This is a genomic window from Leuconostoc pseudomesenteroides KCTC 3652 (assembly GCF_014634745.1).
Lineage (GTDB): Bacteria > Bacillota > Bacilli > Lactobacillales > Lactobacillaceae > Leuconostoc > Leuconostoc pseudomesenteroides.
Genome location: NZ_BMBP01000002.1, coordinates 1 through 15591, shown reverse-complemented (window position 1 = coordinate 15591; position 15591 = coordinate 1). Strand labels below are relative to the sequence as shown.

General features: G+C 34.4%; 17 protein-coding genes and 1 pseudogene. All 18 read right to left on the bottom strand.

The window, feature by feature from the left end:
• Positions 1–13 precede the first annotated feature (13 nt).
• Complete coding sequence (locus tag IEU65_RS02400) at positions 14–541, bottom strand: hypothetical protein (protein ID WP_010291582.1); 528 nt, start codon at positions 539–541, stop codon at positions 14–16.
• A gap of 122 nt (positions 542–663) precedes the next feature.
• Positions 664–948: a hypothetical protein gene (locus tag IEU65_RS02395; protein WP_010291583.1), complete on the bottom strand. Its 285-nt coding sequence runs from the start codon at positions 946–948 to the stop codon at positions 664–666.
• Positions 941–1219: a DUF2089 family protein gene (locus IEU65_RS02390; protein ID WP_004906393.1), complete on the bottom strand. Its 279-nt coding sequence runs from the start codon at positions 1217–1219 to the stop codon at positions 941–943. Before IEU65_RS02390 ends, IEU65_RS02395 begins: the two co-directional genes overlap by 8 nt.
• Before the next feature lie 169 nt (positions 1220–1388).
• The gene (locus IEU65_RS02385) at positions 1389–1763 is read right to left on the bottom strand and encodes a hypothetical protein (protein ID WP_004906402.1); all 375 of its coding nucleotides are present in this window, start codon (positions 1761–1763) and stop codon (positions 1389–1391) included.
• Between the two features lie 5 nt (positions 1764–1768).
• Positions 1769–1996: a TcpD family membrane protein gene (locus tag IEU65_RS02380; protein ID WP_010291586.1), complete on the bottom strand. Its 228-nt coding sequence runs from the start codon at positions 1994–1996 to the stop codon at positions 1769–1771.
• A gap of 11 nt (positions 1997–2007) precedes the next feature.
• On the bottom strand, positions 2008–2955 hold the full coding sequence (locus tag IEU65_RS02375; protein ID WP_010291587.1) for a conjugal transfer protein: 948 nt from the start codon (positions 2953–2955) through the stop codon (positions 2008–2010).
• A 58-nt stretch (positions 2956–3013) separates the two neighbouring features.
• On the bottom strand, positions 3014–3604 hold the full coding sequence (locus tag IEU65_RS02370) for an ATP-binding cassette domain-containing protein (protein WP_010291588.1): 591 nt from the start codon (positions 3602–3604) through the stop codon (positions 3014–3016).
• 11 nt (positions 3605–3615) lie between these two features.
• On the bottom strand, positions 3616–4371 hold the full coding sequence (locus IEU65_RS02365; protein ID WP_031941261.1) for a hypothetical protein: 756 nt from the start codon (positions 4369–4371) through the stop codon (positions 3616–3618).
• A 446-nt stretch (positions 4372–4817) separates the two neighbouring features.
• On the bottom strand, positions 4818–5660 hold the full coding sequence (gene uasX / locus IEU65_RS02360) for a serine-rich aggregation substance UasX (RefSeq protein ID WP_010291591.1): 843 nt from the start codon (positions 5658–5660) through the stop codon (positions 4818–4820).
• A gap of 88 nt (positions 5661–5748) precedes the next feature.
• Positions 5749–7518, bottom strand: coding sequence for a KxYKxGKxW signal peptide domain-containing protein (locus IEU65_RS02355; RefSeq protein ID WP_168441542.1), 1770 nt, complete (start codon positions 7516–7518; stop codon positions 5749–5751).
• A 46-nt stretch (positions 7519–7564) separates the two neighbouring features.
• On the bottom strand, positions 7565–7777 hold the full coding sequence (locus IEU65_RS10500) for a hypothetical protein (protein ID WP_010291498.1): 213 nt from the start codon (positions 7775–7777) through the stop codon (positions 7565–7567).
• A 235-nt stretch (positions 7778–8012) separates the two neighbouring features.
• Complete coding sequence (locus IEU65_RS02350) at positions 8013–9611, bottom strand: DUF6119 family protein (protein WP_168441541.1); 1599 nt, start codon at positions 9609–9611, stop codon at positions 8013–8015.
• A 239-nt stretch (positions 9612–9850) separates the two neighbouring features.
• Entirely contained in the window at positions 9851–10633 is a 783-nt protein-coding gene (locus tag IEU65_RS02345; RefSeq protein WP_010291496.1) for a hypothetical protein, read from the bottom strand.
• A gap of 163 nt (positions 10634–10796) precedes the next feature.
• Positions 10797–11639 (bottom strand): hypothetical protein, encoded by an 843-nt coding sequence (locus IEU65_RS02340; protein ID WP_010291495.1) that lies wholly within the window; start codon positions 11637–11639, stop codon positions 10797–10799.
• A 915-nt stretch (positions 11640–12554) separates the two neighbouring features.
• Complete coding sequence (locus IEU65_RS02335) at positions 12555–13733, bottom strand: IS30 family transposase (RefSeq protein WP_010291493.1); 1179 nt, start codon at positions 13731–13733, stop codon at positions 12555–12557.
• Positions 13734–13978: 245 nt separating this feature from the next.
• A complete protein-coding gene (locus IEU65_RS02330) occupies positions 13979–14947 on the bottom strand; it encodes a S66 family peptidase (protein WP_010291492.1) in 969 nt (322 codons plus the stop codon).
• Positions 14948–15082: 135 nt separating this feature from the next.
• Positions 15083–15304, bottom strand: a pseudogene (locus IEU65_RS02325) (hypothetical protein); the annotation flags it as partial.
• 39 nt (positions 15305–15343) lie between these two features.
• Positions 15344–15591: integrase core domain-containing protein (locus tag IEU65_RS10495; RefSeq protein WP_188352216.1), on the bottom strand; the 248-nt coding region annotated here is incomplete at its 5' end.

Genomic DNA, 15591 nt, shown 5'->3' with positions numbered 1-15591 from the left:
AACACTAAAAAAATTATTGAACAGTATTATTTGTCCATGTATAGACCAATGGCATATTATCATAATAAAGCCTACCGATATGACCCTCTATTTGCTTTTTAGTAGATAAATCATAAGCTATTATCACGGTTGGCTCATTATTCTGATAGCCATTCTCGTACAACTTTTCAACAATCACATTTTTACTTTTATTAAAATAAAGTTCAAATTTGGCATAATTGCCACTATCTTTATCCATATCATCGTCAAAATTATTTAAACCTACATTAGAAAGTGCTTCATCAATACTTGACTTAGCAACAATACCGTCATTTGAGTATTTAACAGTGTAATCTTTACCCTCAACATATTTGCTAGTAGATGAACTCGATGCGCTTGACACACTACTGCTGGTCTTTGTCGGAGCGGTCACAATAGTTGTTGTGCTCCGATTGCGCAAAGTATGAATATAAAAACTCATAATTATGATGACTATGAGTAAGCCTGCAATGACTAGATACAATACATTCTTTTTCTCAATTTTTTTTGGTTTTTCAGACATATCTATTCTCTCATATCGTGTTGTTAATATATCCATTCTATCACACCAACCTTTCCATTTTGATTTGCAACAAAAAAAGCCTGCCAATACAAGACATGCCGTTTTTGATACTTATTATTAAATTAACTCAAATCTTTGGCTTTCATTTTATCCAACTCTTTTTGAGTTTTCTTTTTTCTACTTTCGATACTTTCTATCCAAATACTATTAATGATTGCTTCGCCGACGATTAAAACTGTAAATAACCCTAAAATGTTATGACCATTTTTGTAAATCATTAACCAAATCATAAAAATAAAATAGGCTATACCTGGTAAAGCACCAAACCATTTTGGAAGGAAACGATCCAGTAAATACAAACCACCAGCTACTAAACAGCCATAAAAAACACCCATAAATTCACTCATCTTTTTCCTCCTGATAATCTGCAAGAATCTTTTTGGCTAAATTTAATGGCAATTCATCATTAATCACCATTTCCATTATTTTAGTTTCAAACGAACTTTTGCCCTGTTGTTCAATTAAATCAATATGTTGAATAATTTTATTCAATCGGACACGTACCGTTGGATAACTAACCTGATATATTTTGGCTAATTCTTTTAAGGAACCTGAAGCCTTGACTAATTGTTTAACGAACTCTTGATCTTCACGTTCTAGTTTTAAAAACCAATCCATAAGCAAGCCTTTCTTTAACATTGTTTATTATATATTAACATTGTTAAACATTTAATGCAATTTATTTTAAATATATTTTTGTTACCTACTGGAACTGCCCCAGCACTGTCCTATCTTTCAATTGACGATAACATGATAAAAACATGCTTTCACACATGCTTTTTAAAGACTATAGAATTTGATACCGTTTATTATTACTGTTCAAATGTTTATCCTGATACAACTGTTTCTTTTGAAACCAATAACGCCAATAATGTGTTAAAGCATATTTTAGCGTTGTTTCAAATGGTAAATCATCAACTTTGAGTAGCTTGTCTAATTGATAAACGCCAACTAAAGTACCAACCAATAAAGCAAACCCCCATGTTAAAGCTCCATTGTTCACAGTATAAAGTTTGAACACAAAAATAATCACGGCATCGATCACTGTTGTGATTGCCAAAACTCCAGCAATTCGAGTATCAATAAAAACTGGTAACTTGAAATCGCCATAAATCGTTTTGAACTTAGCCGAATTCGTGTAAACTCGTCTGTAATTGTACATACACTTTAACCCCCTAGCCCTTGAATATAATTCAAAACTGTATTCATCAAACCAGAAAAGGCATTTAATGTATTGGCTGGTCCGTTGACGAAGAAATAAACCAAAGCGCCAATCAAAATCGCTACCCACATTTGTTTGGTTTCGCTTTTACCGTAATGAGCAATTGCTCGCCCACCAGAGATAATCACAACCGCACCAAGCAACACAGGCTTCAAAGCGTTATAAATATCCATAATACTCCTTTCTATGCTTGTACAAATTTAGTCACAAAATAGGTTGATGATTGCTTTTTCAAATCTAACCTAATCGTCTGTACTTGCATAATGTTTGTACCATGTACTTGAACTGTCATTGTCGCTGTCACAACTGGCTTTTCACTTGTGCCTGTTACTTTGATACTACTATCCTCTAACGTCAAAAGATCAACAGCCCCATTTAACCCTACAGGGTCAGACATTAACATTGACATATCTTTAGTTGAAGATGATACATATTTTTGTGCAAATTGTTTGGTAAATTTAACGACTTTTGCCGTGACTTCACTATCGTTAATTGTCTTACCAGTTTTATCAAATCTTGCAGTCCCTATGTGTCCAACACTATCAATCGTGTTAGCCACATAAGGAAAACCTATCACGGTTAGTTTTTCATTTTCCTGCGCATACGGTACATTAACCGTCATATCACTGTGTTTGCCGTCCGCTTCAACCACTAAGCTATACTGTGCTGTTTTGACACTATCCACAGTGAAGATGCCATTTAATTTAGCACTATCTAACTTCATTTTGGAATTACCTAAATTGTTAGGTAGTGTGATATTACTTGCCAAATATTGCCTTAATTTTTGGGAACGACTATCAGCATTACTATCTGATGATGAATAATAAAGTGTCAAGAAATTGGCAAGATATTGTCCGACAACAGGATTGTAACTGGTTGTACCAGCACTGGCTTTATCCAATTTTTTGCTCAAAGTTGTGACCGTTGCACGCAACGTTTTATTCTTTTGAGCAATTGCATTAGCAAGTACCAATACATAACTAAAGTAAATAAAAAGCCCTATGAAAAATAATAGAACTATCTTACGTACCTTACCTAAATTCATTGTATGAGCTTTAGGTATTCTAACTGCTTTTTCCTTTTGCTTTTTTTCATACTCAAAATTCACTTTGAGTTTTGGGAGACCACGCATTTCACACCCCCTTTCGTAAATTCATCAATAAAAAAACATGTTGCCATGTTTCAAAAAATTACAACGTTATCAAATTAAGATCAAATTGTTTTAATTGATCAGAATGGTGAGAAGTCATAATGACAATTTTGTGTTCATTGATAACGAGATCATTGATCATACTCAAGATAACAGGCGCATTAGTTTCATCAACGCCACTTGTTGGTTCATCAAAAATGTAAACCTCTTTATCTAATAAACACTGCCCGTAGGTTAAAACAATTTGTCGCTCACCACCAGATAATTGTCCCATTCTAGTGTCCCAAATTGGGTCCAATAAATTTTTCCTCACCGTTTGCGCATTTTCATACATTTTTGTTTTTGCTTTGTCGGTCAGTGTAGTATAAAATTCAACGGTTTGTGCAACAGTCAAAGTCGGAAAAAAATGAACTTGTTGTAGTTGATAGGCGATTTTTTTGTAAGAAGGAATTCCTACTTTTTCACCAACAGCTCCTTTGGGCCCTACTCCAGCTACAAAGTCTAATAACGTACTTTTACCAGCTCCATTAGCACCCATAACAATATTCATTTTACTTGTTGAAAAAGAGACATCTAAATTAGTCGAAAGCTGACGATTACCAAATGTCACAGAATAATTTTTAATTTCCATGGTTTTGCTCCTTACACTCTATCTGCAATCGCATTTACAGAGAATTTGGAGATAGAATAAATGCCGATGATTGCATAGCAAACACTGACAATAGCCATTTGAATCCAAATTCCAGCACTAACTACCCCAATATTAAACATCATGTTTTGTATTTGTATTGACATTTCAGTCACAAAACTCAACGGATTAAACAGATTAAACAGACCAGTAAATGAATAAGATGTTGGCACTGATATGATAAAAAATAATCCAAATAATATTATGCCAAGAAGTATGTTAACGGATTCAATCTTAATTCTGAATATGAATAAAATACTACCTACTAGCGTCACTGGTAAGGCTGATAACAGTGCAACAGCTACTCCTGCCAAAAGCAACTTAAAACTGACTTGATGTATGATTATCATCACCACAACATTAAATACACTAATCTCTAAACAAATTATGGCTAATTGAACGAGAAATATTGCAGTAACAACTTTTATTTTAGACCCTACCACAAACAACATTTGTTTATAAAACCCTTGTTCTCGTTGAACAATTAAGGACACAACAACATTGTTGAGTATAGTCACAAATATGATGTAAGCCCAAAAATTTCCAAGTGCTTCAGCTGTGGTAGTATTAAAATGATTTGTGGCAGAAGAGAGATTTACATTCTTATAAATAAAGTAAATAATCGGAAGTAACAAATTATACACAAAGGCAAACTTATTACTCATTATATTAATCATATAGACTTTACATAAAGCCATTATATCTCTCATCATATTCTCCTTAATATGTCATAACATAGTTATTATATACTATCTTGAAATATTTAGGTAGTTTAGTCTGGAATGAATCTATTTTTATGTTTAATAATGAAATTTTTTAACTAAATTGATCGGCATTTTTTTGTTTCTTTGTGACTCAAAATGCACTTTGAGTTTTGGGAGACCATGCATGTTTCACCCCCTTCCTTTGTTGTGCTATACTAATAAATTGTCAGGTAGAGATTTTAATTTACATAAAATAACTATGTGTTTTCTAAATTAAAAACATTCACTCTACCTAACCAAGTCACTGGTAACAGTGGCTTATTTAAATTCAATGTCATTATGTGCTATACTAACTGTTGGTTAGGGGCATTACATAAAAGTAAGCAAAATTAAAGTTATCAATATTCAACCTAACCATTGAAGTCACTGGCAACAGTGGCTTTTTTGTTGTCTTATAGATGCTTACGCTTGTAAATCAAACCACCCAAAGCAACTAAACCAGACGTTGCCAATGCTAAGATACCACTACCACCCATTGATGATTTTTCTATCGCATGTGTTTTGGGCAAGGCTTTGTCAATTGCTTTATCCAAGTTTTCTTTTGCTTGCTTAACTTTGGCATTCGAAGCATCTTTGCCATTGTCTGCGAGTGCTTGATTATAGGCTTTCACAGCATTTGATACATCAGCATCACTAGCGACTTGCGTTGGTACGTTGACAACATTACCATTGTTATCAGGTGTTACAGGCACAACATGAGAGGTGCTACCATTATCCGATGAACTTGAACCGCCATTATTATTGCTTGATGAAGAACCACCATTATCACTCGATGAAGAACTACCACCGTTATCTGATGAGCTTGAACCACCACCATTATCCGATGAATTAGAACTACCGCCATTATCAGTGTTTGTACCGTCATCATTTGATGAAGAACCATCGCCATTATCAGTATTTGTACCGTCATCGTTAGATGAAGAGCCACCGCCATTATCCGTATTCGTGCCATCATCATTTGGTGCAGAACCACCACCATTATCTGTGTTCGTGCCGTCATCATTTGGCACATCACCATTGTCAACTGTTGTGCCGTCATCTACGGTTGAACTGGCATCACTCGTTGTGACATCTGTGGCATTTAAAACTACTGCTTTAACAGTAGGTAATGTGGTTTGTACTGATTGCGCTTTACTAGTATCAGTTGTTGGCACAGTATCAGCGTTGACCGCTTGATGACCTAATGCTAACGCACCAAGCACTGAACCTGCGATTAAAAGTTGTTTTTGCAACATATTTATTGTCTCCTAACAATTTTATTGATTGGGCTTCACACCCCATTTGGTTATATTATGTGATAACGTCACGAGATCAATTTTTAGATTAGTTTTGCTTTTTACCTTTTTTAGAGATACCAAAAGCCAAACCAAGACTAGCTAAACCAGCCAATGCACTCAACAATACGCCACTTTGATTTTCATTAGCGTGTGTCGTTGGCAAAATGCTTGCCGTTTCAACTGTTTTTGGTGTTGCAGGTGTTGCCGTCTTTTCAACCTTAGGTGTCTTCTTGATGTTGTAATAATGCACATCAACTTTTTGTACCTGTGGCTTACCAGCCGTTGGCATGTCTGCTACAGTAATATTATGAACACTTACCTTTGGGGCAACTGGTGCCGTTGGCTCTTGTTCATAGTCAGGTGATTTTGGTGCGACATTAGTATTTTTAATCTGCCAATCAACTTGACCATGAGTATTCCATATCCAGTTATCATCAACTGTTAGGAATTGGATAGCCGAACTTGTCGCATTAGGTGCCAAAGTAAACGTCTTGTTAATTGCAGTCGTTGAGTTGATGTTCTTAGTAAAAGTAGTATTGCCGTCATGATAAACAGAGAATAATTCCTTACCATTCAAATCATAAACGTGAAAGTTAATGTTTTGATTAACAGCCGAGTTTTGATAATAGTTCGTATAGGTGTATGAGTACAACTCAATTGATGAAACGGTGATTGTTTCTGAACCGTCACCATTGGCAACGACTTTCCAATTAACCTTACCTTTCAAAACACCATGACCAATCACATGCACACCGTCATTCATATCATGTTCGAGTGTAAATTCGCCTGTCTTTTGATTAACAGTAGAAGTCATAAAGGTTTTGTATTGACCGCTTGAAGCGTCCGTTTGTGTCTTAGCACTCATACTAATTTCGGTATTAACAGCCTTTTCAAACTCGGCAACAGCCTTATCATAGGCTGCTTTTTTATCAGCATTTGCCTTATCAACGGCTGCCTTTTTGGCTTGATAATCAGCGAATTGTTTTTGATATTCAGCCGTCAAGTTAGCCAAAGTTTGTGCATCTTGATTTTGAGTTGCCACACCATATGCGATTGCTTCATTGTACAAGTCAATGTTATAAGCCATTGCGTCTAACAAATCTTGTCCTTCAAGTCCTTTCAACGATTTGTATTCTGGAGCAGTCTTTGACACTTCAACACTGACATCAATTCCTGCCTGTTTGGCATTGTCAACTTCTTTATCTAAATCAGCAGTTGACTTGTCGATATCAGCTTTCCCTTTTGTTGTGGCATCTTTCTGGTCGCTAGTTGCCTTATCATAGGCTTGATCATTTGCTTGTTGCTTTGCCGTGGCATCTTTAACCGCTTGGTCTTGCTTATTCAAATCAGATAAGACTTCATTTGTTTTTGATGAAGCGTTGTCATCATTGATAGTGACATCAGTTGTTTTACCAGTTGTCACATCAACGCCAGCCTTTGAAGCTGTGTCCGCATCATTCTTAACTGTATCTTGTGCCTTATCGACCGCATCTTTTGCTTGGTCTTGTGACACACTAGTACCAGCCGTTGTTGGCACTGTGCTTTTTTCAGCAGTTGAAGAAACAGTCGCAGATTTAGTGGCATCATCAGTTGTCGCTTTGTCCGTAGCCGTATCAGTTGATGAAGCAGTCAATTGCACTTGCTTGTCATCTTGCTTAGTATCAGTGGTTTTCACTGCTTGTGTGTCAGCGTTTGAAACGGTATCAGCGCTTACTTGCGTGGTATTAGCACTCACAGCAACGCCAGCCACTGCCACAGCACTAATTACCCACAACTTACCTGACTTGTACAACTTATATATTTTTGAATTTTCCATGATGTTTAAATAAAAAAGCGCTATTCTTTAGCGCTTATCCTTTCTCTCAAATATTCTTTTGTAATTGATTGATTAAATGTAAACCTCTAAAGGTTCTTTGAACGATAATAAATAAAAAGGTCACGACACTAGCAATTATCATAGCGACATCTAGTGATTGACCCAAACTCATAACGAGCAAAAATATAGGGAACATAGACCCAACATAAACGAGCCAAACCCCAAACATAAAGCTAAAATAAATCATTTTCTGTGCCATTGTAACAACCAAAAAAGACCGATTGTTTAACCAGTCTTTGATCTTTCTATTAAATTCTGATAAGAATTATTTTTTTTCGAATATGCGCGTTCTATTGCTTATTGTAAATAATAACCCACTTTTTGCACATCCAGCAAGCTCTAATTCTAGTTTTTATAATACTAGTTTTTAGAAATACAGAGTAATTCTGAAAGAATTGTTTGTTTATAAATAACCCATATGGACATTATAATCTTCATTGCCCATCAATCCAAGCCAGTTGAACCTGAAAATCCATGTTTTTAATATTTCTAATGACCTCAACAAAACTAATCATAGAGAAAAAAGGTAAATCATGATTCTTTTTAATGATTCCAAAAACTATTTTAATGTCATTTTTCCGAGTCGTATCATTTAGCCAATGTGATCCGAAACCTTTTTTTGCAACAAACTTTCTCATATCTATATTAGCAGATATGAGACTAGCCGCTACCTGCCCTTGCAAAAATAGATGACTTAAATTTGCAGAAGATGTGCCTTTTTTAATATAAATAAATTCTAAATTTTCAGTCACTAGATCAGCAGGCTCAACACCAGAAGGGGCAAAAGTAGGGTCTCTAAACAAATCTGGATGAATTTCTCTACATGGAAAATTATTACGATTGAGAGAAATGTTAAGCATTCCATTATAATTTTCTTCAGATTCACCATTCTTTGTAGGGATAAATGGTAGACAGGAAATTACCACGTTGTCAAATTCATCTTTGATATCTTTAAAGAAGTTAGATGAAACCAAAAACCAAGTGCCATTAAATAATAAATACCTCTCATTTTGGAAAACTAAATCGCCAATTAATGATTTGACTATTTTAACACTCATCAAAACTTGATTGACGTTAACATTAATTAAACTATCTCTATGAAATTTATCTACTAACTGCTTCGAAGTGTATGCTTTTTTTCCTATCGCATCTTTGTAAGCTGTAGCCAAGTCACCTTGTATAATTTCATCATTTTTTTGAATACCAGTAATTTTGTAATCAGCGTCCTCCGTCAAATATGGCCATGCAATTGCAAAATCATTTCCTTCTAGTACAGAATTAGCAAATTCTAAAAACAAAGTATTTTTTAAAGTAGCATCCTTAACTTCGCTAAAACGCGTGGACCATTCAGCTTGCGGTAGATTTTTATTTTCATAAGCTTCAACATAAAAATCTAAATCACCTGCAATCTCATCGAGACTCATGAATCTAGTCACTTTTAGCGAATCATTATTACCAACTAATTCAATTTCGGTTGAGCCGTTTTTGATTGTACCACGAATACTTCTTGGAAATTCCGAGCGACTCCCTAAAATAGACCTTGTTCCATTAATTTTCGCTCCTACTATTTGCCTACTAGACTGCAAAATAACATCACTTATTTCCGTAGTATCAACAGCACGCATTTTATCGTCTTTAATCGTTTTAGCTGCAACCACTTTCCCGAAATCATTAACAACCGTTTTTCTGTCAATGATAGAGTCGCCATAGCCAATTGAAATGCTGGCAAACCGATGGGTATGTGAATTTTTTAGCCTAAAAATGATTAATGCTTTTGAATAAACGTTATCAGATGCTTGGGCAACATTTTTAGACAATGTTGCAAGTAATCCCTTCCATTCTGGAGTATTAGGTTGGGCAGGAGATAAAAAAATTTTCCCTGTACCGTATTTTGAGTCAATATTTGTTTTAGTGTATTGAGCCCATTCAGGAGAAGATAGTATGTCCGGTTTAATAATATCGGTATATTTGGTAACATCTTTGTGTATTCTAATTGTGAATGTATATTTTATTTTTTTTGATGAAGATGGCATATTTCTCTCCAATATCTTATAAATATAATGTAAATGTATTATAACACTATAGTTATATAATGGGTATTAAATGTGATTTCTTCTCATTATATTTACTTCTGATCCCGTATCTAGAGTTTTAATAATATAATATAAAATAAATTAAAATATATAAATAAAGAAATAATTGAAAAAACGCTTATAATAACTTCACACCATTCTTGGCCGATATTGAAAAGTTTTATTGTAATATGAAATTACTAATCTTTTGCTGTGCTCGCCTTGCTATTAATCGTCTTGTTTTGTGAAGATGTTGGCTTTTCTTGTGTCCTTTCCTCGACCACTACCAATGTGTCAGCATACACTGTCCAATCAGTGGCATCATTACCAGCAAATGCAAACTTCAAACCTTGTGGCACTAACTTGTCACCCGGCTTCAAACCAGCTTGCAAGCGTTCACTTTCTGCTGAGTCAACCAAAATACGGACAATGTTATCATCATTGCCAACATCTCCTGACTTGCTTTGTTGGATAAAGTTGAATTGATAATTAGAAATCATCGGCTCATCGTAATCATCACGTACCACTTCGCCACGATTGTCAGTTTTATAATTAGGTGTAACCCTAAACAAGACTAAATCATGACTATCAAAGGCATCAGCACTACGAACACGACCGTGAACTGTTTTGTCTTTACCTGATACGAATACGGCATCATAATCTTCTTCTGGTAAAGTGTCTGTTGCTGTGTCAGACATAGGCAACAAAGTACCTGTCTTAGTGGCAACACGAGCACCATTTCTTTGGTTACTGCGAGCAGTACCAGCAATAATTTTTGCATCGATCAATTTTAGCGGTGTACCAAAAGCTATACTAAAATCAAAGCCAGCCTGTGGTGTGACGTTTTCAGTATTCAATGTGTTATTCACATTCAACATTGCCACTGCCACATCAGCATTAGCACCAACTAAGTTTCGCCCAGCAAATGTGAGCTTTCCGATACTTTTTCCTTGTAGTGATAAACTACCAAACTTATTAACCATAATATAAATTCTCTACTTTCTTAATTCATAATAAAAAGCAAAAACAGATATTTTCTGTTTTTGCTTCACAACTTAAACTTAACTACATCATTTGAAATTATATACTTATAAAATGTAATGATACAAAGTAATATTTTAACCATTCTTGCCTTGTTCTGGAAACTTAATCTGATTTTGTGTCTGTAGGTCGATGTATTGATTTATAGCTAGACGTATGATTATTCAACGGATTTACTACCATATTTAAATTCTGCGGAATAGTAGCGTTTACTAGAGACGCTATGTTTTTCATATCGTTAAATTGAGGTTGCATAGCAATATTCAAATCTTTGAAAGCATTTCTATACGCGTCAATTTGTGGTTGAATAATCCGACTGACATCTTGCATACTGCCTAATGCACCAGCCAGAGAGCTTTGATAGATTTTGAGGCTTTCCTGTAAGTCAACAAAATTTTCTGGTTGACTTGTACTTTTTAAAACAATCATTTTCTTTATATGGCTTACAGCTTTCAAAACCTTATCATAAGCAGAATTATTCATCAGTCGAAAATGAGCAGCTTTATTTCTAAACTCGTAAACTGTATCTAACTGTGTACCCACCATTGACAGTTCGACATACTTGTCATCGACTTTTTCAATCACAAAATGTTTAATTACATCCCAAACTGTTTGTTCATGTTTCAGTCGAGAAATTTGTTCCTTATACGAATTCAAATTATCTAAATCATTTTCCATTTGGGAAAAAATGTCAGCAGACCTTATGTCATAAAAGTTCTTTTCTAGTATGTTGAGCAAATCACCAAAATCAAGCGAATTAATACTTAATGAATCATCATTATTTTTCTTTTCATGGGATACGCCAATAAGAATTTTCTGCATTGCAATGATACTAATAAATTCTTCATCGGCTGAAAGTGCAGAAATTGCTTTTCGCAATAAAACTTCGACTGAATACGTTTCAGTCAAAATTTTCAAACACAAATCTAGATCAGGTTCTTCTTCCATAACAACAGCTCTCTTAATTTTTGATTTCTACTTTTTCAGTATAACTCAAATTCAGATGATATTCTAATCACTTGGCACGCTATTCAACAATACATATTGACTATATCTCTGTACACGTATAGTCTCTCACACTTTTGTTGTTTTCACGACTGCAGAACCTTTGGTGTAACATACTTGCCACAGTATGCACACATCGCATCGGTACTGAGATTTTTTTTAACGGAGTAACAAGTTACATTGATTCTCGTAACTATCCTAGACTGTTCTCTCTACACTCTTTTAGAGGCTCCGAGTTAGCTTACAAAAAGCCAACCATGATTGCTATAATTTACAAAATACTTTACAATTATCTTATTGAAGATTAGTTACGTAAATTTGATTTTTGAATAAGGTTGTCGAGACATTATTTTATAGTAATCATTTTTTATATCTAGTTTTCAAAGTACATAATCGACTAGCCACTGGCTGGTCTTTTTTTTGTGCTTATTTGTATTTTTTAGTCTTTCTTAATAAATTAAGCCTTTTTGACAAAAATATAAGCACAAGGTATGTTACAGAAGTATTTCAACTCCTATATCAAACCTTATGCTTATTATTCTACAGACTCCGGTCAAGTTGAAAACCACATGTTTAATATATTGGTAAACTACTGGTAACATGTATGTAAAACTAACGAAGATTATTTTTAAATCAGAGCACAACTTTTTCTAGAATATCATGATTTGGTTTAAAAGTAAATTGAACCTCCACGCTTTTTGAACGTTTATACAAAGGCTTTTAGCAATTGAATTACTCACTATTATATCAAATATTTCAACCGATTAAACCGTTTTCAAATAGTTTTATTTTAAGCACAACAAAAAAAGACACATCTAGTGTCTAAAGTTCATTATTTTTATTAACAGTTTTTATGGCTTATTTTTCATCATTTTGACGTTCTTCAAGCATTCGCTGTTTACGCTTTTCATAAGCTCTGCGGTAACGTTGCATGGCTTTATATTCCTGTTCAAAGACTACCATAGGTCTTTTGCCGTCCAATGCCTGTCTTAATGGCATGGCATTCATTTTTGAAGCTACTTCATCTAATTGTCGTTGTTTAACATCTTTAAATGAAGTTCCTTTAGGATACCAATCACGTAGCTTACGATTTCGATTTTCATTGGAACCACGTTGTTGTGGTGATGACGGTGTGGCATAGTATAGCTTGATTTTAAGCTCTTTTTGAACATATTCTAAAAAGTCCCATGAGATAAATTCAGAACCGTTGTCTGCTGTTATAGTACGCACAGCTTTACCATAACGTTCATAAAACAGTTTAAATGCACCAATCATATCAACAGATTTCTTACTGCGGACTAATACTAAGGCAGTAAACCGAGTTTTACGTTCAGTAAACGTCATAATGGCAGTTGTATCTTGATAGCGTTGATTATTCATTTCGGCTGGTAAAACCAAATCAATTTCCCAATGACCAAACTGTTTACGACTTTCCACAACCTGTGAGCGATCAAATATTGAATGACGGACTAATTCTCCGTCATTTTTTAATTGTTCACGGAGCCTAGCTATTTCACGTTCTTTAGCACGTCTGGTTTGTGCAACAGCTCTTTCTTTTGGTGTACCATTTTGTCGATGATACTTATGTTTGCGAATATCAATTAAACCTTTTCTAGCCCACAATCTAATCACTGATGCCGACACATCAACATCTTGTACATTACCAGCGATTTGTTCAGGTGTCCAATGTTCAACATTAACCCATGTTTCAATGATTTCTTTTAATTCAGGTGTCAATCTTGAACCTGTACCCATTTTACTACGATGTTTTAACGCAAGATATTGGCCACGCTGTGCTGAATACTTGATACGTGCGTGTATATCCATATTCAACAATGTACGTCTGTCTAAATTTGAAAAATCTAGCGTGTTACCACGATGTAACTCACGTAGTATTGATGACGGTGTATAGCCTAAACGTCTTGCTATATCTGCTTGCGTCATTTTCTCAATGTTCCACAAGTATTCAATCATATGACGTTGATTTTCATTTATATGTGGTTGGCGCTTTCGTTTTTTTGGTGTTTCATCATTCATAACACATACATACTCCTTTGTTTTGATTAGTAAAGTTGGGCATTAATCCCCTATAACAAGTTTACCATTTCACAATATTGCTTATTATTTTATTTTTTAACGTACTGAAAAGCACAATAATAAGCACTAAATTATATATTCGATTATTGAAACTAATAAATAGCTTTCCATAAAAAAAGCACAGTACCTTACCTGTGCTTTTTTATATTCATTATCAAGTACCAAAAAAGTGTTCTTTAAAGAATCTAATTTTCTTGCACAATAACCTCAATTTTGCTACTGTTAGTCGCATTCACTTTGATACTTTGTCCCAATGGAACTGTAAAAATTGGTTGAGTATGCCCAAAATCTAAATCATATATGACTGGTATCTTCTTTAAAATTGAAAATTTATCTAAAACTGAATGCAGTTTCTCTTCATTCATTGCATTGACAGTAGGAAATCTTCCTATTACGAGTGCTTTTATATCGGTATGTACTTGTAAGATTTGAGCCAACTCCCGTGAAAATTCTAGTGGTTCTCCACCCTCTGCTTGCTCGATGAAAACAATAGGATCTTCTGTTTCCGGAAAAAATGGCGTTCCTGCTTGTAAACAATATGTCTGAATGTTTCCTCCAGTTGATATACCAGTAGCTTCTCCTGAATTATACGCTTTCCATTTGTTAACCAAAGGATGTCGTGGTAAAGTAGTGTCAAACCACAAATCACTAGTCCAAACATCACTAGGCTCTAATTTAAAAGAGTCATTTAAAGATGCCTTTAACCATTCTGTCGTTTGATATTCTTGCAATTCATCCATTTTGAATGAAGAATAGCATGGACCATAATATGTAATTTGATGTGTCATGGCGCGAATTGCATTATGCAAACTGGTGGTGTCAGAATATCCAAAAAACATTTTAGGATTTGAGCGAACAATGTCCCAATCAATATGTGTTAATAATTCATTAGAATTAAAACCACCAATAGTGGTCATAATTGCCTTAACATTTTTGTCACTGAATGCATCATGGAAATCTGAAACTCTTGATGCTATGCTACTGGAGAAAAATTCATCATTTTCAAGAATGTGTTTTCCAAAGGTTACTTTAAATCCTAAATTTTCTAATCTCTGTTTGGCAATTAAATTTTCCTCAAAGCCACCAACACGTTCCATTGAGGAACTTGGGGATATAATTCTAATTTCGTCACCTTTTTTGAGTTTTAATTGCATAAAAAGCCGAACCTCCTAAATAATTCACTTAAATTAGTTTAATCTCATTTAATACAAACTGATATTTAACATACAAACAATAATATATCATATTTATATATTTTGCAATGTGACATCAGTAACAAAAAACTGATTTTAAAAATTTTTTTCTCTCAATTGTCGTTTAGCTTGATACAACTGTTCTTCAATTTTGTTTAACCCGCTTTCAGTATTGCGATCAGTTCCCTTTATCAGCAAATCTAAATCTCGATACGCAAAAGTTAGCTCAATTGATTTTGAAACTAAATCTTGTACCCTAGATGCTAATTCTTTGTTAAAAAAAAGCACATCTCCGTATGTTTGAGATTGTGCTTGTTGCTCAGAAGTCAATAAGTTGGACTATTTTTATTCAGTTACTTAGGCAACATTTGAGATACGATTGCGATTATAAAAATTGATATACCAACCAATGGCTGCTTGGACTTGCGTTAATGTTTTGTATGCCTTCAAATACACTTCTTCACGTTTCAATATTGAATGAAATGCTTCCATACGGCCATTATCGTATGGATGTCCTTTGAGTGAATATGAATGTTTCAAGCCATAATTTTGACATTTAATATTAAATTCAGCACTCGTGTATTGTGACCCCATATCTGAATGAA